Origin of the sequence: Streptomyces sp. NBC_01537 (assembly GCF_045040445.1) — a bacterium.
In the GTDB taxonomy this organism is placed as follows: domain Bacteria; phylum Actinomycetota; class Actinomycetes; order Streptomycetales; family Streptomycetaceae; genus Actinacidiphila.
Window position 1 is genome coordinate 8,812,934 of record NZ_CP109392.1, and the last position, 22,145, is coordinate 8,835,078.

Annotated in this window: 12 protein-coding genes; 9 read left to right on the forward strand and 3 right to left on the reverse strand. The window is 73.4% G+C overall.

All coding sequences use genetic code 11. The features are described 5' to 3' along the window. Positions 1-243: 243 nt before the first annotated feature. From OG607_RS40530 to OG607_RS40540, 3 genes are all read left to right on the forward strand, one after another. The gene (locus OG607_RS40530) at positions 244-3,159 is read left to right on the forward strand and encodes an ATP-binding protein (protein ID WP_405734585.1); all 2,916 of its coding nucleotides are present in this window, start codon (positions 244-246) and stop codon (positions 3,157-3,159) included. A 132-nt stretch (positions 3,160-3,291) separates the two neighbouring features. Next, positions 3,292-6,192: an ATP-binding protein gene (locus tag OG607_RS40535; RefSeq protein ID WP_405734587.1), complete on the forward strand. Its 2,901-nt coding sequence runs from the start codon at positions 3,292-3,294 to the stop codon at positions 6,190-6,192. A gap of 78 nt (positions 6,193-6,270) precedes the next feature. Continuing rightward, complete coding sequence (locus tag OG607_RS40540) at positions 6,271-6,768, forward strand: hypothetical protein (RefSeq protein WP_405734589.1); 498 nt, start codon at positions 6,271-6,273, stop codon at positions 6,766-6,768. A gap of 26 nt (positions 6,769-6,794) precedes the next feature. Here OG607_RS40540 and OG607_RS40545 read toward each other — a convergent pair whose 3' ends face one another. Next, positions 6,795-8,687 (reverse strand): N-acetylmuramoyl-L-alanine amidase, encoded by a 1,893-nt coding sequence (locus tag OG607_RS40545; protein ID WP_405737395.1) that lies wholly within the window; start codon positions 8,685-8,687, stop codon positions 6,795-6,797. A 250-nt stretch (positions 8,688-8,937) separates the two neighbouring features. Continuing rightward, positions 8,938-10,023: an aminoglycoside phosphotransferase family protein gene (locus tag OG607_RS40550; protein WP_329320688.1), complete on the reverse strand. Its 1,086-nt coding sequence runs from the start codon at positions 10,021-10,023 to the stop codon at positions 8,938-8,940. A 438-nt stretch (positions 10,024-10,461) separates the two neighbouring features. Between OG607_RS40550 and OG607_RS40555 the strand changes: the two genes are divergently transcribed. Continuing rightward, positions 10,462-11,952 (forward strand): hypothetical protein, encoded by a 1,491-nt coding sequence (locus OG607_RS40555; RefSeq protein ID WP_405734591.1) that lies wholly within the window; start codon positions 10,462-10,464, stop codon positions 11,950-11,952. Between the two features lie 32 nt (positions 11,953-11,984). Here the strand turns inward: OG607_RS40555 and OG607_RS40560 are convergent, their stop codons facing one another. Further along, a complete protein-coding gene (locus OG607_RS40560; RefSeq protein ID WP_405734593.1) occupies positions 11,985-13,442 on the reverse strand; it encodes a PP2C family protein-serine/threonine phosphatase in 1,458 nt (485 codons plus the stop codon). Positions 13,443-13,716: 274 nt separating this feature from the next. Here OG607_RS40560 and OG607_RS40565 point away from each other — a divergent pair, with 274 nt between their 5' ends. The 5 genes from OG607_RS40565 (at position 13,717) to OG607_RS40585 (ending at position 22,018) form a co-directional block, all read left to right on the forward strand. Continuing rightward, positions 13,717-15,126, forward strand: coding sequence for a HEAT repeat domain-containing protein (locus OG607_RS40565; protein ID WP_405734595.1), 1,410 nt, complete (start codon positions 13,717-13,719; stop codon positions 15,124-15,126). Positions 15,127-15,245: 119 nt separating this feature from the next. Beyond that, a complete protein-coding gene (locus tag OG607_RS40570) occupies positions 15,246-16,367 on the forward strand; it encodes a glycosyltransferase family 4 protein (RefSeq protein WP_405734596.1) in 1,122 nt (373 codons plus the stop codon). Continuing rightward, a complete protein-coding gene (locus OG607_RS40575) occupies positions 16,364-17,518 on the forward strand; it encodes a glycosyltransferase (protein ID WP_405734598.1) in 1,155 nt (384 codons plus the stop codon). The genes OG607_RS40570 and OG607_RS40575 overlap by 4 nt, the downstream gene beginning before the upstream one ends. Next, complete coding sequence (locus OG607_RS40580; protein WP_405734600.1) at positions 17,515-18,378, forward strand: SGNH/GDSL hydrolase family protein; 864 nt, start codon at positions 17,515-17,517, stop codon at positions 18,376-18,378. Before OG607_RS40575 ends, OG607_RS40580 begins: the two co-directional genes overlap by 4 nt. Positions 18,379-18,394: 16 nt before the next feature. Beyond that, entirely contained in the window at positions 18,395-22,018 is a 3,624-nt protein-coding gene (locus OG607_RS40585) for a hydantoinase B/oxoprolinase family protein (protein WP_405734602.1), read from the forward strand. Positions 22,019-22,145: the final 127 nt, after the last annotated feature.

Sequence of the window (22,145 nt, forward strand, 5' to 3'; positions counted from 1 at the left end):
TGACGTGCGCCCCGGCAGCCACCAGGGAATCCGAGTGAACGGCAGCGCCCGATCGCGGAGCAAGGCGCCGGGGCGCACAACCGGGTGCATGGCGTATACCGACAGGAGTGCGGAATTCATTTCACGCCCCCCTGTGCCGCGCGCGCCGCCGATATGGCCGGACATGACCGCAGTGGGTCCCGGCGGGCGTACGCTCGGTGCTACTTGCCGCTGGGCCTACAGCCAGGGAACGGAATCGGGCACATGACGGACGAAGGCGGGCAGTCGGCACGCGGGCGGCGTCCACTGACCGAGAGGGACGCCGAACTCACCGCTATCGACGCGGCGTTGACCGATCTGTGCGACACCGGGACCGGGCCGCCCACGGCCCGGCACGGCGGCCTGCTCGTCTACGCCGGGCCGGCCGGCTCGGGGAAGACGAGCCTGCTGGGCGAGGTGCGCAGGAAGGCTGTCGCGAGAGGCTGCACGGTGCTCTCGGCGCGCGGCGGCGAGCAGGAACACCACATGGCCTTCCATGTCGTGCGCCAGCTGGTCCAGCCGGTCCTGGCCGCGGCCTCCGAGGAGGAACACCGCCGGATCATGGGCAGTTGGTACGACATCGTCGCCCCTGCCGTCGGGCTGGTGGCGGCGGAGGGCGTCGGCGCCCCCGACCCGACCGGTGTGCGCGACGGCCTGGACTGGCTCGTGACCCGGTTCGCGGTGCGGCACACCCCCTGCGTCCTGATCCTGGACGACGCCCACTGGACCGACCCCGAGACCCTGTCCTGGCTCGCGGCCTTCGCTCCCCGGGCCGAGGAACTGCCGATGCTGGTCGTCCTCGCCTACCGCCCGGATGAACTGCCCCCGCAGGGCACGGCGTTCCGTAAGCTGGCCGAGCGCAACGGCTCCCGCCCGTTCGACCTGCTGCCGCTGACCCCCGGGGCGGTCGGCCGGATCGTCCACGACACCCTCGGCGCGGGCGCCGACGAGCCCTTCCGCCACGAGTGCTGGGCCGTCACCGGAGGCAACCCCTTCGAGGTCGTGGAACTCCTCGCCAAGGTGCGCGACCGCGGCCTCAAACCCCAGCAGGAGAACATCCCCGAGCTCCGGGAACTCGCCTCCGCCGTCAAGGGCAGCGGCCTGATCACCCGCATCGAACGGCTCGGCACCTCCGCCGTCCGGCTCGCCTACGCCACCGCGGTCCTCGGCGCGGCCACCACCCCGGCACTCGCGGCACGGATCGCGGCGCTCGGCGGAGAGGAGGCCGCCGACGCCATCGACCGGCTGCGCGTCGCCCGGATCCTCACCGGCGGTACGGATCCGGACGAGCCGGTGGACTTCGTCCACCCGCTGATCGCCACCTCGGTCTACCGGTCGATCCCGGGCGCCTTGCGCACCGGCATGCACGGCGAGGCGGCGGTGGCCGTCGTCGAAGCCGGACTCGGGGCGGCGGCCACCGCCCGCCACCTGCAGGAGACCCCGGCCGAGGGCGACCCGTGGGTCGTCGCCCAGCTGCGCGAGGCCGCCCGCGAATACCTGCGGTCCGGAGCGCCAGAGGCCGCCCGCCGCTGCCTCGCCCGCGCCCTGCGCGAACCCCCGCCGTTCGGGGACCGCGCGGCGGTCCTGTTCGAACTCGGCTGCTCCTCCCTGCTCGCCGAGCCCGCCACCACCGTCAACCATCTGCGCTCCGCCCTCGAACAGCCCGATATCGCCCCCGCCCTGCGCGAGGCCATCACCTACCGGCTGGCCCAGGCACTGGGCCACAGCGACCGCATGGCGGAAGCCGCCCAGGTCGTGGCCGAGGAGGCCCGGCAGTCCGCCAGCGCGAAAACCCGCCTGCGCATGCAGGCCGAGCAGTTCATGTGGAACGCCTTCCGCGCCGACGAGGCGGACTCCCCGGTCCGCTCGCGCAGGCTCGCCAAACTCGCCGACCACCTCACCGGCCGCGGCCTCGCCGAGCGCTACATCTTCGGCCTGCGCGGCTGGGACGCGATGGTGCGCGGCGAGCCCGCCGCCACCGCACTGCGGTACGCCGACAAGGCCCTGGGCGACGGCCTCAGCTGGACCGACGACAACTGGGGCTTCGAGGTCCCGGTCCTGGTCGCTCTCACCTACATGTACTGCGACCAGCCGGGCCAGGCCGAGCTGCTCTTCACCCAGGGCATCGCCGAATGCGAGCGCAAGGGCTGGCGCGGCGCCCATCTGTCCTTCGGATTCACCCTCCTGGGCTACATCCGCTTCCGGCGCGGCCGGCTCGCCGAGGCTGAGGATCTGGTCCAGGCCGGTCTGCGGATCGCCAACCGGGTCGGCAGCCAGGTCCCGGCCCAGTGGTTCGCGCTCGGCATCCTGATCGAGATCCTGCTCGCCAGGGGACGGGTCGGCGAGGCCCGGCAGCTGGCCGACACCTTCCACTACGGGGACGTGGTCCCCAACGCCGTCGTCTATCCCGATTCCGCGACCGTCTACACCGGCCTTCTGCTCGCCGAAGGGCTGCGCAAGGACGCCGAACAGCGCCTCACCGCCGTCGGCGCCCGCTTCGACGCGCGCGGCATGCGCAACCCCGCCTGGTGCCCCTGGCAGCTCAACCTGTCCTCCGCCCTGGCGCTCGCCGACCCCGAACGGGCCGCCGCCCAGGCCGCCGAGGCACTCGCCCGGGCCCGGCAGTTCGGGACCCAGTCCGCCATCGGGCAGGCCCTCCTGGCCGCCGCCGAGGTCGCGTCCGGCCCGGAGGAGCTGAACCTCCTCACCGAGGGCGTCCGGCACCTGGAGCGCTCACCGGCCGCGTACGACCTGGCCCGCGGCCTGGTCGCCCACGGCTCCGCGCTGCGCCGCGCCGGCCTGCCCCAGGATGCCGCCGACCAGCTCTACCGCGGGCTCGAAGGCGCAGTGCACTGCGGCGCCGACAGTCTCGCCGCCCGGGCCCGCGACGAACTCGCCGCCGCCGGACTGCGCCCGCTACCGCTGCGGTACGCCGACACCGACGGCCTCACCGCCCAGGAGCGCGCCGTGGCCGAACATGCCGCCCGCGGACAGGGGACCGCCGCGATAGCCGAGGAACTGGGCATCAACGAACGGGCCGTCAGCCGGTTGCTGTCCGCCGCCTGCCGCAAGGTCGGCACCGACCACGCCGGACTGTCCAGGGCCCTCACCAAGGGAATGGAGGGCCTGCGCGGCTCCTGACGTCGCAGTCGCTGACCGTGCGTCATCCCGTGGCTCCAAAGAGGCTCCAAAAAGGGGCCCTCGCGGCGCCCGGAAGCGTACGCTGGGGGATCGGCAGGGGCGCACCCGCGCCACCGGGCCTGGGGGTCGAGGATGCCGCAGTACGTCGCACGCGCCGGGCGGTTGCTGCTCGAACGCGAGGCCGAACTCATCGCCGTGGACGAGGCGCTGGGTGAACTCACCGGGCTGCGCGCCGAGAGCGCCGGCAGCGGCGCCGCCCGCGACAGCGCCCACGGCCGGCCGCGCGGCGGGCTGCTCGCGTTCTCCGGGCCCGCCGGACTCGGCAAGACCACCCTTCTCGCCGAGACCTGCCGTCGAGCCGCCGCCCGGGGCTGCACGGTGCTGTCCGCCCGCGGCGGCGACCAGGAACAGCAGGTCGCCTTCCACGTGGCCCGGCAGCTCCTCCAGCCGCAGCTCGCCGGAGCCGGCGACGCCGCACTGCGCGCCACGCTCGGCAGCTGGTACGGCATCGTCGGCCCGGCCCTGGGCCTGTGCACCGCGGCCGGCGGCGCGCCGCCCGACCCGCAGGGCATCGGCGACGGCCTGGACTGGGTGCTCACCCACCTCGCGGTGCAGCGCGCCCCGGTCGTGCTCGTCCTGGACGACGCGCACTGGGCCGACCCCGAGTCGCTGCGCTGGCTGTCCGCCTTCGCGCCGCGCGCCGAGGACCTGCCCATGCTGATCGTCGTCGGCTACCGGCCCGACGAACTGCCCGCCCACGCCGAGTCGTTCCGCGGCCTGCCGGGCCGCTCGGGCACCCGCCCCATCGGCCTCGAACCGCTCAGCGCCCAGGCCATCGGCCGGCTCGTGCGCGGCTCGGTGGGCGAGCACGCCGACGACGCCTTCTGCCGGGAATGCTGGGCCGTCACCGCCGGCAACCCCTTCGAGGCCGTCGAGCTCACGGCCAAGGTCCGGGACCGGGGACTTCGCCCCGACGAGTCCAGCGCCCACCTGCTGCGCGACCTCGCCGCCGCCGTCAAGGGCCGGGGCCTGATCACCCGGCTGGAACGGCTCGGGCCCTCCACCGTGCGCTTCGCCTGGGCCGCTGCCGTACTCGGCACCTCCATCCCGCCCGCGCTCGCGGCGAGCGTCGCGGGCCTGGGCGGCGAGGAGGCCGCCGACGCCGTCGACCGGCTGCGGGAGGTCCGCATCCTCACCGGCGGCGAGCGGCTGGAGTTCGTCCACCCCCTCATCGCCACCGCCGTCTACCGGGCGATCCCGGACGCCGTCAGGGTCGCCCTGCACGGTCAGGCCGCCTGGTCGGTCGTGGACGCCGGATTCGGCCCGTCGATGGCCGCCCGCCACCTCCTGGAGACCCACCCCGAGGCCGACCCCTGGGTCGTCCAGCAGCTCCGCCAGGCCGCCCGCGACACCCTGCGCGCGGGCGCCCCCGACGCCGCCCGCCGCTACCTCGCCCGCGCCCTGCGCGAGCCGCCGTCCCCCGAGGAGCGGGCCGCCGTCCTGTACGAACTCGGCTGCTCCTCCCTGCTCACCGAGCCCGCCACCACCGTCAACCACCTGCGCGCCGCCCTGGAGGAGCCGATCGCCGACGCCGCCCTGCGCGACGGCATCGTCTACCGGCTCTCCCAGTCCCTCGCCCACAGCGACCGCCTCGGCGAGGCCGCCGACACCGTCGGTCAGGCGGCCCGCACCGCCACCAGCGCCAAAACCCGCCTGCGCATGCAGGAAGAGCAGTTCATGTGGGACGCCTTCCGCTCCGACGAACCCGACTCGCCCGCCCGCTCCCGCCGCCTCACCCGCCTCGCCGAGCGCCTCACCGGCCGCGATCTCACCGAGCGCTACATCATCGGCCTGCGCGCATGGGACGCCACCCTGCGCGCCGAACCCGCCGGCACCGTCATCCGCCATGCCGAACGCGCCCTGCGCGGCGGGCTGCCCTGGGCCCACGAGGACTTCGGCTTCGAGGTGCCGGTCCTGGTCGCCATGACCTTCATGTACGCCGACCGGCCCGGCCGCGCCGAAGAGCTCTTCGCCACCGGCATCGCCGACTTCGAACGCCAGGGCTGGCGCGGCGCCCACCTCGCCTTCGGCTACGCCCTGCTCGGCTACGTACGCTATCGGCGGGGCCGCCTCACCGAGGCCGAGGACTTCGCCCGCGACGGCCTGCGCCTGGCCGAGCGGGTCGGCCGCGGCACCCCCGTCCAGTGGTACTGCGTCGCGATCCTCGTCGAAGTCCTGCTCGCGCGCGGCCGGACCCGGGAGGCGACGGCGCTCGCCGAGGAGTACGACTTCGGCGCGCCCTTCCCCGCCGCCGTGGTGTTCCCCGATGCGCAGGCCGTGTACGGCGAGCTGCTGCTCGCCCGCGGCCTGCACAAGGAAGCGGCCGCCGAGCTCGCCGCCGTCGGCCGCCGCCTCGACCCGCGCGGCATGCGCAACCCCGCCTGGTGCCCCTGGCAGCTCCACCTCGCGCTCGCCGAGTCCCACGACGCGCCCGACCGGGCCCGCGCCACCGCCCTGGAAGCGGTCGACCGCGCCCGGCAGTTCGGCACCGCCTCCGCCATCGGCAGCGCCCTGCGCACCGTCGCCGAGGTCACGCCGGGAAGCGACCGTGCCAAGACGCTCGAAGAGGCCGTCTCCTACCTGGAGCGCTCCCCGTCCGCGTACGAACTCGCCCGCGCCCTCGTCGACCACGGCGCCGCGCTCCGCCGCACCGGCAGCCTCCACGACGCCGCCGAGCAGCTCTACCGCGGCCTTGAGAGCGCCCTCCTCTGCGGCGCCGACGGCCTCGCCGAACGCGCCCGCGACGAACTCGCGGCCGCCGGACTGCGGCCCAGGCGCCTGCGCACGACCGACACGGACGCGCTCACGACGCAGGAACGCGCGGTCGCCGCCCGCTCCGCGCGGGGCGACTGCCCCGGGGACGTCGCCCGGGACCTCGGGATCGACGAGCGCGACGTGGCGCTGCTGCTGTCGGCGGTGTACCGGAAGGTCGGTACGGATCAGGCGGGGCTCGCGCAGGCGCTGGGCGACTAGGGCCTGTCAGGCCTTGGGCCCTGCGCGGGCCACCCCGTCGAGGTCACGGCGTGGCTCGCGCACCCGTACCATGGCTCCATGTCGTTCCTCCGCCGCCGCAGCGCCGCCCCGACCGGACCGGATTTCGACGTCCTGGCGATGGACCCGGGCGACTGGCCCGGCAACCTCGGCGCCGGGCTGCTGCCCGGGCCGGACGGCAGCTGCCAGGGGATCTTCCTGCGCTACGACCTGTTCGGCGGGCGCGGCCCGGCCATGCTGATCGGCAACCTCCCTGAGGGCTCCCCGGCGCGGGAGCTGGACGAGGGGCAGGTGCCGTTCGAGGTCGCGCAGCTGCTGGCCGCCCTCGGCAACGAGGAGCCGGTGACGGTCCTGGACATCGAGGACACCCCGGTGATGCAGGGCGACAATCTGCTGATCGTGCGCCGCGTCAAGCTCTCCGAGGGGCGTATCGCCTGCTCGCAGTTCGACCGCAGCGACGGCGTCCTGGTCACCATCGCCACCTGGGACCGGCCGATCACCGACGACTTGTACCAGCTGCTCAAGCCGCTGCCGGCGGAGATGTTCCAGCAGGGCTGAGCAGCCGGTACCCACGGTCTACGAGGTCAGCAGTCCTGCGACCGCTGCACCGTCACGTCGTCCGCCTTCACATAGGCGATCCGGTGCCCGAACTGGATCTCGTAGTACTCCTGCGCGCCCCGCACCACCACATGCTGCGAGGCGTCGAAGGTCACCGCCCGGAAGTACTCGCCCTGCGTCTTCAGGCCGATCACATAGTGCTGCCCCGCGAGCAGCTTGTACGACAGCGCCGAGACCGCCTGCACCGGCACGGTCGACGGATAGGCCGCCGCCTCCGGATAGGCGCGCCCGTACACCGGGATGTCGGTCAGGCCCTCCTTCGGGGTGATCACCAGCCCCTTGGCGTTGACGGCGGTCGGGTGCGCCTTGGGGTTGTGGAACCAGGCCTTCTGGCCGAGGTACCAGATCGCGGTCCAGTCGCCGTCGCGCCCGGCGACCGCGTACTGCTGGCCGGTGGAGGCCCGGGCGCCGGTGTCGTTGACGCCGGTCGTCGAGGCGCCGGTCGTGCCGTGCAGCCCGATGTCCTGGACCAGCGGGGCGTCCTCGCGCGGCTCGGTGTAGAGCCGGACGGCCGCGGAGCCGCGTGCCGGGCAGGTGTCGCCGGCCGTGACGCAGCCGGTGTAGAGCGGCTGGTTGGTCTCGTAGTCCGGCCGGATGGTGACCAGGCCGCCGCTCGGGCCGGCGGTGGCGCGCAGCGGGACGCCCATCAGTTCGAAGTAGTGCGCCCAGTCCCAGTAGGGGCCGGGGTCGGTGTGCATGCCGGAGATGTACGAGGTGACCGGGCCGGGGACGTTGTCGTGGCCGAGGATGTGCTGCCGGTCGAGCGGGATGCCGTACTTGTCGGCCAGGTACCGCACCAGCCGGGCGGAGCTGCGGTACATCGCCTCGGTGTACCAGGTGCCGGGGTCGGTGAGGATGCCCTCGTGCTCGACGCCGATGGACTTGGCGTTGACGTACCAGTTGCCCGCGTGCCAGCCCACGTCCTTGGTCTTCAGGTGCTGGTCGATGTGGCCGTCGGCGGAGCGGACGGTGTAGTGCCAGGCCAGATAGGTCGGGTCCTGGACCAGCTTGAGGGCGGTGTCCCAGCTGCCCTCGGTGTCGTGGATGACGATGTAGTCGATCTTCTGGTCGTTGGGGCGGTCGGCGAGGTCGTGGTTGCCGTAGTCGCCGTCGCCGAACTCCTCGTACGGAGCCGGGAGCCACTCGCAGGCGACATCGTCCGGGCACTCGGTCTGGCTGTCGTCGGCCGCCGCCTTGAGCGCGAGCCCCGGCAACTGGCCGGTGTCCGGAGCGACATCCGGCTCGGCGGCCAGGGCGATCCGCTGGCCGGTGTCGGTGGTGCGGGTCTCGCCGCCGCGGACCACGCCGAAGACGTCGTCGGCGAAGGCGGCGGCCGTGGCCGTGTCGTCCGCGCCCGAGTACGCGGCGACCGCGCCGTACCAGTCCGCCGGGTCGGAGGACGGGCCCAGCGGCTGGTCCAGGGACTTCTGGGTCGCGGCGAGCAGCGCCGCGCCGCCCGCGACGTTCGCCGACGGGTCCTCGCGCAGCGACTCCGCGGACAGGCCCGTGAGGCCGGCCGCGCGGTCCAGCGTGGTGAGCGAGGCGGGCAGGCCGGATGTGTCGGGAGCAGTCGCGGTCACCGTCGTGGCAAGCGGCCGCTCGGAGTCGCCGCGGGCGTCGTCGCCGCCGTCACCCGGCTGGGGGAAGTCGGCCAGCGCGGTCGCCGCGTCGGTCAGATGCATCGGGCCGTAGCCGCCGGTGACGCTCGGCAGACCCTGGTGGGTGTCCCAGCGCGACTCCAGATAGGAGACGCCGAGCAGCACGCTCTCGGGGACCTGGTAGCGCTCCGCCGCGTCGGCGAAGGCCTGTTGAAGCGTTAAGCCGTCCTGGCCCGCTACCGCGCTCGCGACTGGAGCCATCGGCAGCAGCGCGGCGACGGCGACCACGGCGGTCGCCAGGTGGGCGGATCTCGGCGAACATCGCACGTTGTGAGCCTCCTGTGGTGGTGGAGACCACAGAGGTATCCGCTTGACGCCTGCCCGTCAACCGCCGTCCGGGCGACCCCTGACGCACATCAGCGCCCGGGCCGGCGGATCATCCGGCTCGGGCGCTGTGGCCTGCTGCCACGTCAGGCGGGCATTGCGTTGCACGCTTTCCCGGTGAGCATTGTCACCGCGTTCCCACCGCCGCCCGCACCGCGCGGCGCGCGAGCCCGCAGTCGTCGTGCAGCCGGCGCAGCAGCAGCCGCTGCTCCTCGCCGACCTCGGCCGCGCCGGGTGCCGCCGGGACCGTGCTGCGCATGGTGCGCTGTACGGCGGTCTCGTACGTACGGATCTCGCGGGTGAGCACGAGCATCAGGTTGACCAGGAAGGAGTCACGGGCCGCCGGGCCCGCGGCCTGCGCCGACTGGCTGATCTGACGGCGGGTGACCGGGTCGTCGCCCAGTATCGACCACAGGACCGCCAGGTCGTATCCGGGCAGGTACCAGCCGGCGTGCTCCCAGTCCACCAGCACGGGTCCGGCGGGGGAGAGCAGCACGTTCGACAGCAGGGCGTCGCCGTGGTTGAACTGCCCCTGGACGTGGGCGAGTCCGTGCAGCAGCTTCTGCAGGTCGCCCATGTCGCGGTCGGTGAGCAGCCCGAGCTCGTGGTAGCGGGAGATCCGGGCCGGGTAGTCGATCGGCGCGTCGAAGACACCGGACGGCGGCCGCCACAGGTTCACCCGGGCGAAGGCCGACAGCGCCGCGCGCACGTCGCCGCGCGCCGGGGCCTCGGTCGGGTGCCGCCGGGTGGCCGCGACCCTTCCGGGCATCCGCTCCAGCACCAGCGTGCAGGACTCCGGGTCGGCGGCGATCAGCCGCGGCACCCTGGCCGGCGGACGGTGCCGCACGAACGCGCGGTATGCCGCTATTTCGTGCCGGAAGCGCTCCGCCCACGCGGGCGAGTGGTCCAGCAGGACCTTCGCCACGGCGGGGCTGCGTCCGGAGGTTCCGACCAGCAGGACGGAACGGCTGCTGCGTCGCAGCATCTGTACGGGGGCGAACTCGGGGCAAATCCGCTGCACCGAGGCGATGGCAGTGCGCAGCTGCGCGCCCTGGGGGCCGGTCAAGTCGAGTCTCCCGCTGAGCGGATGGGAGGTGCCCGCCGGTACGGGCCGCCTGGCGGCGGAGAAGGGGCGGGGGCGCAGTCCGGAATCGGTCCCGGGGACGTGGGACGGCCGGGGCGGTGCGGACACGGAGGACGATGCTGAATACATGAGGGGGAGACAGATCCCTTCGTGTGCCTGCGAGCTCTGAGGGTGAGTCGTAGTGCATTGGTACGGATGTTGCTGTGCGGGTCTTCGAGGGCGGGGCCGGCGCGTGGACGGGACCGAGCCGGTGTCGGCGTCCGGTCCCGCACCCTGGGGAATGCGGGTTCCGGGCCGGTGGTCCGGTCGTCCACGCGCCGTACGCCCTTCCCGGACAAGTACGCACCCCCAGCAACAGATGTTCAACGGTGACCGAAGAATGTTCTGAAGTGTTCGTACGTGACCATCCGGGACCGGCTGCTGCCGGCCGGGGTGGCGCATATTCACCTGACCATCGCCAGTGGGTGGCAGACCATCTGGCGCACCCTGGCGAACCCTGGCGAATGCTCGCGACCGGTGCGGACGGCCATTAGTGTCAAGTGTGCCGAGGAACCTGGGGGCATTGACGTGGCCAAGGAATCCAACACACGACTCGCGGACCTCTTCGCCCTCACGGGCTGGTCCAAGGGCGAACTCGCGCGGCTGGTCAACCGGCAGGCGGCGGCCACAGGCCACCCCCAGCTGGCGACCGACACCTCGCGGGTGCGCCGTTGGATCGAGACCGGGGAATCACCGCGCGAACCCGTGCCGACCGTGTTGGCAGCCTTGTTCACCGAGCGTCTCGGCCGTGTCGTAACCATCGAGGATCTCGGGTTCGGCCGGCACCGGCGTACGAGCAGTAAGAAGCAGTCCGTCAACGCCGACGGACTGCCGTGGCCACCGGAGCGAACTGCCGCGGTCCTCACCGAATTCACGGGAATGGACCTCATGCTCAACCGACGCGGTCTGGTGGGCGCGGGCGCCGCGCTCGCCGCAGGCTCCGCAATCACCGGCGCCATGTACGAATGGCTGCACGCCCAGCCGGCTGTCGCAGCCGGCCCCCCCTCGTTCGGCGGCGCGTTCGCCACCGACCTCATCCCGGTCTCGTCCGACCGGTACGAAGCGGCCCCTGTGGGCTCGGAGGAGATCGAGGCGCTCGAGCGCTCGGTCGAGGTCTTCCGCGCCTGGGACGCAGCCCGTGGCGGCGGGCTGCAGCGCAAGGCGGTCGTGGGCCAGCTCAACGAGGTGGGCGGAATGCTCTCCTACCAGCACCCGGCACACCTCAAGCGCAGGCTCTGGGGCGTGGCGGCCAACCTGGCCGTCCTGGCCGGATGGATGTCCCACGACGTGGGCCTGGAGCCCACCGCCCAGAAGTACTTCGTCATCGCCACCCATGCCGCCCGCGAGGGCGGCGACCGGCCGCGCGCCGGCGAGGCGCTCTCCCGCGCCGCGCGCCAGATGGTGCATCTGGGCCGGCCCGACGACGCGCTGGACCTGATGAAGCTCGCGAAATCCGGTTCCGGCGAGGAGAACCTGCCGCGCACCCGGGCGATGCTCCACACCATCGAGGCCTGGGCGCAGGCCTCCATGGGCCGCGGCCAGGCGATGCGGCGCACCCTGGGCGAGGCCGAGGACCTGTTCGTCTCCGACAAGGGCGATGTGCCTCCGCCGAGCTGGATGCAGAACTTCGACGAGGCGGATCTGCACGGCATGCAGGCCCTGGCCTTCCGTACGCTGGCCGAGCACGACCCGTCGGCCGCCAACCAGGCGCAGCTGCACGCCAAGCGCGCGCTGGAACTGCGCGCGACGGGCCACAACAGGTCCCAGATCTTCGACTACATCTCGCTGGCGTCGGCCTGCTTCATCGCCGACGATCCCGAACAGGCCGACACCTACGCCAGGATGGCGCTGCTGTCGATCGGGCAGACCTCCTCCCATCGCACCTGGGAGCGGCTGCGGCAGATGTACCGGCTCACCGGGCGGTACGCGGACTACACCAAGATCCAGGATCTGCGGGCGGAGCTCGACGCGGCACTGCCCAAGAGCCCGGTGGCGAAGGGCCGGAACACGGAGATCTAGGCCAACGGTCAACAGCCCTACGGCCAACAGCCCTACAGGAACCTGGCGATCAGCACGCAGGCGTCGTCCTCGCGTTGCGGCGCGCCGAGTTCCTCGACCACGATCCGTACGCAGTCCTGCGCGGTACGGGCCTGCTCGAACCGCGGGCCCAGACCGAGCAGACGCTGCGCGCCCGCAGTGGTGTCCGTCGCGGGGGTGAAGGCGGTGCGGCGTGGCACCAGGCCGTCGGTGTGCAGGACGAGCAGGTCGCCGGGGGCGAGCTGCTCGGTGGTCTGGGCGTAGCGCGCGCCGGAGGTCGCGCCGAGCAGTACGCCCTCGGGCGGATCCAGGACGCGCCCCGTCCCGTTGCGGAACAGCACCGGGGCGGGGTGTCCTGCCTGGGCCCAGGTGAGGGTGCGGTCCGCCGGGTCGTAGCGGCAGCACAGCGCGCTGCCCAGGGCGGGCTGGGCGGAGGTGTCCAGCAGCTGGTTGAGCCAGCCCATCAGGGGGCCCGGCGTCAGGCCGGCCACCGCCATGCCGCGCAGTGCGCCGAGCAGCATGGCCATGCCGGAGGTCGCGCTGACCCCGTGGCCGGTCAGGTCGCCGACGGTGAGCAGTGTGGCGCCGTCCGGCAGCGGCAGTGCGTCGTACCAGTCGCCGCCGATCAGGGCGCTGGTCCCGGAGGGGAGGTAGTGGGCCGCCACGTCGATGTCGGTGGGTCCGCCGCCCTGCGGGAACCGCAGGGAGCCGCGCCACGGCGGGAGCACGGCTTCCTGCAGCTCTACCGCCAGCCGGCGCTCGGTCTGCGCGATCTGCCGCTCGCGCTGCAGCGAGTCACGGGTCTCGCGCAGCGTGCGCTGGCCGCGGCGCAGCTCACTCACATCCCGGAGCACCGCCCACATGGAGGCGGTGCCACCGGTGGAGTCGAGCACCGGCTCGCCCACCATGTGCACGGTGCGCACGGAGCCGTCCGGACGCACGATGCGGAATTCGCAGTCGATCGGCCTGCCGTCCACCAGGCATCCGGTGACGACCTCGGTCAGTGTCTGCTGGTCCTCGGAGAACAGCCAGGAGGGCATCTCGTCGAGGGTCAGCGGGCCGTCCTGCGGGTCGCGTCCGAAGATCCGGTACAGCTCGTCGGACCAGTCCACCGCGTCCGTCAGCAGGTCCCACTCGGCGCTGCCGGCCCGGCCCAGGGCCTGTACGGCCGGGGCGTCGGGCGGTTCGGAGGCCGGGTCCGGGTGGGCGATCGCGGCCTGGTCGTCAACGGAGAGTCCGTCGCGGAGCTGGCCGAGATGCTCGCCCAGGTCGTCCAGCTGGTGCATGGCGAGATCGCAGAGCGCGCGCTGCCAGCGCAGCTGCGGGTCCTCCTCGTCGGCGGCCGTCGCCGAATCGCGGCGTACGGCGTCGACTTCGCCGCGCAGCCGGCGCGCCTGGGTGATGAGCGCTTCCACCGCACCGGGTTGCGGTGGCTGGGCGGAGGAATGATCCTCATGCAGATGGGACGGCATGACGCTCTCCGAACGTGTCTCCGATGTGGGCTCCGGTCGGCCGGGGCGACGGTAAGGCCAGTCACGACTGTGTCACAGGGTGCGACGCCCTGTAAGTGTTTCCGCGATACCCGATCCGGTGGTGCTTCCGGCATATGCCAGGCGCCTTCAGGCGGAATCCGCGGGTCCGCTGACCGGAGAAGAGTTTGAGAGCCGGGCGATCTGCGAAGATACCTCGCAACCGGCAGCGGAAATCCCGTTGCCAGTCCTGCCCCCCGCACCGGATGCTGACCTCATGTTCGATCCCGACATAGCGCCCAGTGGTTCCCTTCTCGGCCTCCTCCAGCGAGGACGCGGAGACGGGACCCTGCACGCCCTCGCGGCGCAGCGAGCCGACGCGCTCGCGGCCCTGGAGAGCTGCGTCCTGCGTGACCCCCGCCACGACTGGCGCGTGGAGTCCCGCTCCCTCTATTACGCGCGGCTCTACTCCGAGCTCGAGGGACCCCTCGACGGAATCGAACAACACCTCTTCCACCCGGACGATCTGCTGATCACCGACGAGCACCGCTGCGGCCTCGCCCTGTCCGTCCTCGGCCACCTCGCCGGCTACGGCCGCCGCGACGCGCTGCACCTGCTGCGCCGCTACGCCGAGGTGGGCGGCTCCTGGGAATGGGCCCTCGACGAACTCGCCGTTCGGGACGACGACGAGTCCCTGTGCTCGCTCGGCCCCGCCGTGCTCGCCCGCTTCCCGGTCACGCCCGAGGGTGACGGGCAGCTCGCCGAAGCCGTGCGCGAGGCGTACGAACCCCGGCCCTGGCGCCTGTGGTCCGAGCACCCGGACCCGGCCGTCGCGGAGCGGGTGCGCAAGGCCACCGAGCAGACCTCGTTCGACCGCTGGCAGCGGCAGCTGCGGCCCGCCGGTCCCACCCCCGGGTGGAGCGTGCGCGCCGTCCTGGACTGGGCTCAGCAGGGCCTCGACCAGCACCCCGCCCAGCACCGCGATGCCCCCGCCGCGCGCTGTCTGGCCGCCGTCGCAGGCCCGGAGGACCGCGCCGAGCTGCTGGAGGCCGCCCTGCGCGGCCCCGCCGCCGCCCGCGCCGCCGCCCTGCGCCACCTCGCCGACCGGCAGGACCCCGGCGTCCTCGACCTCATCGAGGCCGCCGCCGACAGCCCCGACGAGCTCGTCGCCCGCGCCGCCCTCGAATCCTTCGAGCGCATGCGCAGCATCGCCGCCCTCACCCGTGCCCGCGCGTGGTCCCCGCGAGAGGACGCCCTCGGCTCCGCCGCCGCGCGCATGCTCGCCTGCCGCGGCGGCACCCAGGACTCCGAGCGGGTCCTCGGCGCCCTGCGCAGGCTCGTCCAGCGCGACGGCGCCGACGCCGACGGCCTGGCCGCCCTGGTCGAAGGCACCGGACGGCTCTCCATTCAGTGCGCCGCCCCCGTCCTGCGCCACGTCTACCGCGAGACCTCCTCCTCCCAGCTCCGTGGCATCGCGGCCCAGGCCCTCGCCTCCACCGACCCCTCCTTCCCCTCCGGCTTCGCCGTCGAATGCCTCTGGGACTGCGAGGAGACCACCAGGGGCCTCGCCGCCCATCACGTCGCCACCGCCGACGTCCGCGTCCTCGCACAACTCCGCCGCCTCGCCGCCGACCCGGCCGAGGAAGCCGAGGTACAGACCGCGGTCCGGGGCCGCCTGGCGGGGTAGCGCTACCCCACCGGTCCGGGCACGGCAAAGGCGCCGCAAAGGCGAACGCTCATGACGCGTTCCCCCACCGGAAAGATCGACGTGGCCAGGATCACGTCCGCGCAGCCGACAACATCGGTATGCGCATAGCCATCGTCACCGAATCCTTCCCTCCCGACGTCAACGGCGTAGCCCACTGTGCCCTGCGCACCGCCGAGCACCTCGCCGCCCGCGGCCACGACCCGCTCGTCATCGCACCCGCGGGCCCGCAGGACCCACCCCCGGGCAACGACCCCTGCCCCGTCGTCCGTGTCGCCTCCCTCCCGCTGCCCGGCTACCCGCAGGTGCGGGTGGCGCTGCCGAGCCGCCGCACCGCCGCGGCGATCGCCGCGCACCGGGCGGACCTCGTCCACCTGGCCAGCCCCTTCGTCCTGGGCGTACGCGGCATGGCCGCCGCGACCCGCCAGCACATCCCGGCCGTGGCGGTCTACCAGACCGACCTCGCCGGCTATGCCCGCACCTATCTCAGCCTCGGCGAGTCCACGGCCTGGCGCCGGATCCGTACGGTCCACGCGGCCGCCGACCGCACCCTGGCACCCTCCAGCGCCTCGCTGCGGGACCTCGAAGCGCACGGCATCCCGCGCGTGCACCTGTGGCCGAGGGGCGTGGACTCCGTACGCTTCCAGCCCGCGCACCGCGACCACGCGCTGCGCGCGGAGCTCGCGCCGAACGGCGAGATCCTGGTCGGCTACATCGGCCGGCTCGCCCCGGAGAAGCACGTCGAGCTGCTCAGCGGCGTGAGCGCGCTGTCCGGTGTGCGGCTGGTCGTGGTCGGCGACGGGCCGAGCGCGCCCGCGCTGCGCGAGGCGCTCCCGGGGGCGGTGTTCCTGGGCCGGCGCACCGGCTCGGAGCTGGCCCGGATCTACGCGTCGCTGGACGTGTTCGCGCACACCGGCCCCTTCGAGACCTTCTGCCAGACCGTGCAGGAGGCGATGGCCAGCGGACTGCCGGTCATCGCGCCGGCCGCCGGCGGACCCCTGGACCTGGTCGACCACGGACGCACCGGCCTGCTCGTGCCGCCCGGCGACGCGGACGCGGTCGCCGGAGCGGTGCGGCTGCTGGCCGGTGCCCCGGGGCTGCGCGAGGAGTTCGGCCGGGCCGGGCGCGCGGCGGTGGAAGGCCGCACCTGGCAGGCGGTCGGCGACCTGCTCCTGGACCACTACGAGCAGGTTCTGTACGCCCGGACGGCGGTGGCCGCATGAGCAGCGGCCTGCGCATCGTGCGGCTCGCCAACTTCGTCACCCCCGTCTCCGGCGGCCTGCGCACCGCGCTGCGTCACCTCGGCGCGGGCTACCTCGCCGCCGGGCACGAGCCGATACTGATCGTCCCCGGGCCGCAGGCCCGCGACGAGCGCACCGACCAGGGGCGGGTCATCACCCTGCCCGGCCCGCTGGTGGCAGGCACCGGCGGCTACCGGGTCCTGTCGGTCCGGGGCCCCGTCGAACGGCTCCTGGAGTCGCTCGCCCCGGACCGGCTGGAGGTCTCCGACCGTACGACGCTGCGCTGGACGGGGGAGTGGGCGCGCAGGCGGCGCGTGCCGGCCGTGATGGTCTCCCACGAGAGCGTGGACGGAGTGCTGCGTACCTGGGGCATGCCGACCGGGCTCGCGCAGGCCGCCGCCGACCGACTCAACAGGCGCAGTGCGCATGCGTATTCGCGCATCGTCTGCACCACCGGCTGGGCGGCCGCCGAGTTCGAGCGGATCGGGGCCCGCAACGTCGTGCACGCCCCGCTCGGCGTGGACCTCGACCGCTGCCACCCGGCCCACCGGGACGACGCGCTGCGCGCGCGATACGCCTGCGGGGCCGAGGTGATGCTGGCGATGTGCTCCCGGCTGTCGCCGGAGAAGCGGCCAGGACGCGCCCTGGACGCCCTGGCGCAGCTGCGGGCCAGGGGCGTCGACGCGGCGCTCGTGGTGGTCGGGGAGGGGCCGATGCGGGCCCGGCTGGAGGAGCGGGCGCGGGCCACCGGGCTGCCCGTCACCTTCCTCGGCCATGTCGCCGACCGCGACCGGCTCTCCGCGCTGCAGGCCACCGCCGATGTCGTGCTCGCCCCCGGTCCGGTCGAGACCTTCGGCCTGGCCGCCCTCGAAGCGCTTGCGTGCGGCACCCCCGTCGTCGTCAGCGCCCTGTCCGCCCTCCCCGACATCGTCGGCCCGGCCGGCACCGCGGCCACCGACGACGGCGCCGCCTTCGCCGAAGCCGTCCAGTACCTTCTCGCCCGCCCCGAGCAGATCCGCCGGGCCGTCGCCCGCGCCCAGGCCGAGCGGTACGGGTGGCCCGCCGCCGTCGAGGCCTTCCTCACCGCCCACCACGCCGCCCCGCGGCTCACCGCCCACGGGAGCGCGAGATGACACCGCTGCGGTTCGCCGCCCTCGGCGACTCGCTGACCGCAGGCCTAGGCGACCCTCTCCCCGGCGGCGAGTGGCGCGGCTGGGCGGCCCTGCTGGCGCGCGGGCTCGCAGCCGATCCACAGGGCGCGCTGCTGCTCAACTGCTCGCGCAGCGGCGCCCTCACCGCCGATGTGGCGGGGGAGCAGCTCACCGAGGCGCTCAGCCACCGCCCGCACCTCGCCTCGGTCGTGGTCGGGGCCAACGACACGCTGCGTGGCTCCTTCGACATCGAGGCGGTCGCCCACCGCCTCGACTCGGTCTTCGGCGCCCTGCGCGCGCAGGGCGCCGAACTGCTGACGGCCTGTCTGCCGGACCCGGGCCGGATGCTCGGGCTGCCCTGGCCGCTGGCCCGGCCGCTCGGCCGCCGCATGCGCGCGCTCAACCACGTCGTGCACGCGCTGTCGGACCACTACGGGGCCGTGCATCTGCACACCGCCCACCACCCCTGGGTCCTGGACCGCGCGTCCTGGAGCGCCGACAAGCTGCACCCCAGCGAACTGGGCCACCGGCTCCTTGCCAGGGAGTTCCACACGCTTCTCGCCACAGCCGGCCTGGTGGGCGGCGAGCCGCCGTCCGTCACCCCCGACGGCCCCGGGCCCGGCCGCGCGGCCAGCGCGTACTGGATGGCGACCCGCGGCACCAGGTGGGTGTGGGACCGCTGTACGGACCTGCTCCCCGATCTGCTGCGCCTGGCCGTGACCGAGTGCCGCCACCAGGCCTCGGGCACGGTCACCGCGCTGGAGCTGGGCGCTCACCGCGCGACCGTACGGGCGATCGCCTCGCTCGACCTGTCCACGTACGACCGGTTGGAGGCCGCCTGAAGTCCATAATGGCCTCATGACCGGACTCACCGGACAGACGGAACTCACTGGACCAACCGGACTCTGGGAGTTCTGGGTCGACCGCGGCGGCACCTTCACCGACGTCGTGGGCAGAAGGCCGGACGGCCGCCTGGTGACCGCCAAGCTGCTGTCACACGACCCGGAGCGCTACAACGACGCGCCCGTCGCCGGGATCCGCCGCGTGCTGGGCCTGGGCCCTGCGGACCCGATCCCCGCCGACCGCATCTCCGCCGTCAAGATGGGCACCACGGTCGCCACCAACGCCCTGCTCGAACGCAAGGGCGAACCCACCCTCCTCGTCGTCACGCAGGGCTTCCGCGACGCCCTGCGCATCGCCTACCAGAACCGCCCCCGCCTGTTCGACCGCCGGATTCTCCTGCCCGAGGCCCTGTACGAGCGGGTCGCCGAGATCCCCGAACGCCGCGACGCACACGGCGGCATCGTCCGCCCCCTCGACCTCGACGCCGCCGACCGGGCGCTGCGTGCCGCCCGCGACGCCGGTATCACCAGCGCCGCCATCGCCCTGATGCACGCCTACCGCCACCCCGAGCACGAACAGGCCCTTGCGCAGGCCGCCCGCGACCTCGGCTTCACCCAGATCAGCTGCTCCCACGAGGTCAGCCCGCTCATCAAGCTCATCCCGCGCGGCGACACCACCGTCGTGGACGCCTACCTCTCACCCATCCTGCGCAGGTACGTCGACGAGGTCGCCAAGGAACTGCACGGCGTCCGGCTGATGTTCATGCAGTCCAACGGCGGCCTGCGCGAGGCCGGTCACTTCCGCGGCAAGGACGCCGTACTGTCCGGCCCGGCCGGGGGAGTGGTCGGCATGGCCCGCACCTCCGGACAGGCCGGATACGAACGGGTCATCGGTTTCGACATGGGCGGCACCTCCACCGACGTGTCGCACTACGCCGGCGAGCTGGAGCGGGTCTACGGCACCCAGGTGGCCGGCGTGCGCATGCGCGCCCCCACGATGAACATCCACACCGTCGCCGCCGGCGGCGGCTCCGTCCTCCACTTCGACGGCCAGCGCTACCGCGTCGGCCCCGACTCCGCCGGCGCCGTCCCCGGGCCCGCCTGCTACCGGCGCGGCGGCCCGCTGACCGTCACCGACGCCAATGTCATGCTCGGCCGCGTCCAGCCCGAGCATTTCCCCGCCGTGTTCGGCCCCGGCGGCGACCAGCCCCTCGACGTGCAGGCCGTACACGACGGATTCGCCCGCCTCGCCCGGGCCACCGGCGACGACCGCACCCCCGAGGAGGTCGCCGCCGGGTTCCTGGAGATCGCCGTCCTCAACATGGCCAACGCCGTCAAGAAGATCTCCGTCCAGCGCGGCTACGACATCACCCGCTACGCCCTGACCAGCTTCGGCGGTGCCGGCGGCCAGCACGCCTGCGCCGTCGCCGACGCCCTGTCCGTCGACACCGTCATCGTCCCGCCGCTGGCCGGCGTCCTGTCCGCGTACGGCATCGGGCTCGCCGACGCCACCGCGATGCGCGAGCGGTCCGTGGAGGCCGAACTCCGCGACGAGAACCTGCCGCTGGTGCGCGAGACGGCCGCCGACCTCGCCGAGCAGGCCCGAGCCCAGCTCCACGACGACGGCGTCCCGGGCGACACGGTCGAGACGGTCGCCCGGGTCCATCTGCGCTACGCGGGTACCGACTCCAGCCTCCCGGTGGCGCTGGGCACCGCCGACGCGATGAGAACGGCCTTCGAAGAGGCTCATCGGACGCGTTACGCCTTCACCATGGACAAGCCGCTCGTCGTCGAGGCCGTGTCGGTCGAAGCCGTCGGCGCGGCGGGCCCGCCGGGGCGGCACACCGTCGAACGCGTCCCGCGCAAGGGCGATTCGGCCCCCGTCGCCGACGTGCGCATGTTCGCCGAGGGCCGCCCGCAGCAGGCCGGCCTCCATTTGCGCGACGACCTGCGCACCGGCGACACCGTCGACGGCCCCGCGATCATCGCCGAGCCCGATGCCACCACCGTCGTCGAGCCCGGCTGGCAGGCGGCGGCAGGCGAACACGGCCACCTGCTGCTCACCCGGATCCGGCCCCGTCCGAGCAGGACCGCGGTCGGGACGGACGTCGACCCGGTGCTGCTGGAGGTGTTCAACAACCTCTTCATGGCGGTGGCCGAGCAGATGGGCGTGCGCCTGGAGAACACCGCCCACTCCGTCAACATCAAGGAGCGGCTGGACTTCTCCTGCGCCCTCTTCGACGCCGAGGGCAACCTCATCGCCAACGCGCCCCACATCCCCGTCCATCTCGGCTCGATGGGTGAATCCATCAAAGAGGTGCTGCGCCGCAACGACGGCCGCCTGCGCCCCGGCGACGTCTACGCGATCAACGACCCGTACCACGGGGGCACCCACCTGCCCGATGTCACCGTCGTCAGCCCGGTCTTCGACGAAAAGGGGGAACAGCTCCTCTTCCTCGTCGCCTCCCGCGGCCACCACGCCGAGATCGGCGGCCTCACCCCCGGCTCCATGCCCGCCTTCAGCCGCACGATCCACGAGGAAGGCGTCCTCTTCGACAACTGGCTCCTCGTCCGCGACGGCCGCATGCGCGAGGCCGAGACCCGAGCACTCCTCACCGGCGCCGCATATCCCTCCCGCGACCCCGAGTCCAACCTCGCCGACCTGCGCGCCCAGATCGCCGCCAACGAAAAGGGCATCAGTGAACTCGCCCGCATGACCGAGGAGTTCGGGCTCGACGTCGTTCACGCCTACATGCGGCACGTCCAGGACAACGCCGAGGAGTCCGTACGCCGCATCATCGCCACCCTCACCGACAGCTCGTACTCCTACGAGACCGACAACGGCGCCGTCATCCGTGTCTCCGTGACGGTGAACCACGACACGCGCAGCGCGGTTCTCGATTTCACCGGCACCTCACCCCAGCAGGACGGCAACTTCAACGCCCCCCAGTCCGTGGTCATGGCCGCAGTCCTCTACGTCTTCCGCACCCTCGTCGCCGACGACATCCCCCTCAACTCCGGCTGCCTCAAACCCCTGGAAGTCCGCATCCCCGCAGGCTCCATGCTCGCCCCGGCCTTCCCCGCCGCGACCGTGGCCGGCAACGTCGAAACCTCTCAGGCCGTCACCGGCGCCCTCTACGCGGCCCTCGGCGTCCAGGCCGAAGGCTCCGGCACGATGAACAACGTCACCTTCGGCAACGCGCGCGTGCAGTACTACGAGACCGTCGCCAGCGGTTCCGGCGCCGGTGACGGCTTCGACGGCGCCGACGCCGTCCAGACCCACATGACCAACTCCCGCCTCACCGACCCCGAAGTCCTCGAATGGCGCTACCCCGTCCGCGTCGACAGCTTCTCCATCCGCGACAGCAGCGGCGGCCCCGGCCACTGGCGCGGCGGCCACGGCGTCGTCCGCCGCATCCGCTTCCTCGAACCCATGACCGTCGCCCTCCTGACCAGCCACCGCCGCGTCCCGCCGTACGGCATGGCCGGAGGCGGCCCCGGCGCCCTCGGCACGAACGCGATCGAGCGCGCCGACGGCACGGTCACCTCACTGGGCGGGTGCGACATGGCGGAGGTCGGCCCGGGCGACGTCCTGGTGGTGGCCACACCGGGCGGCGGGGGTTACGGATCGCGGAACTAGCGGCCGTTTGTGGGCAGGCGTTCCGCAAGGCGAGCGCAGCGAGGTGGGGGTCCCCCCACGCGAAGCTGTGGGGGAGGGTGGGCACAAACGGCCACCGGCCCGCAGGCCGCCAACGCCCCCGCAACCA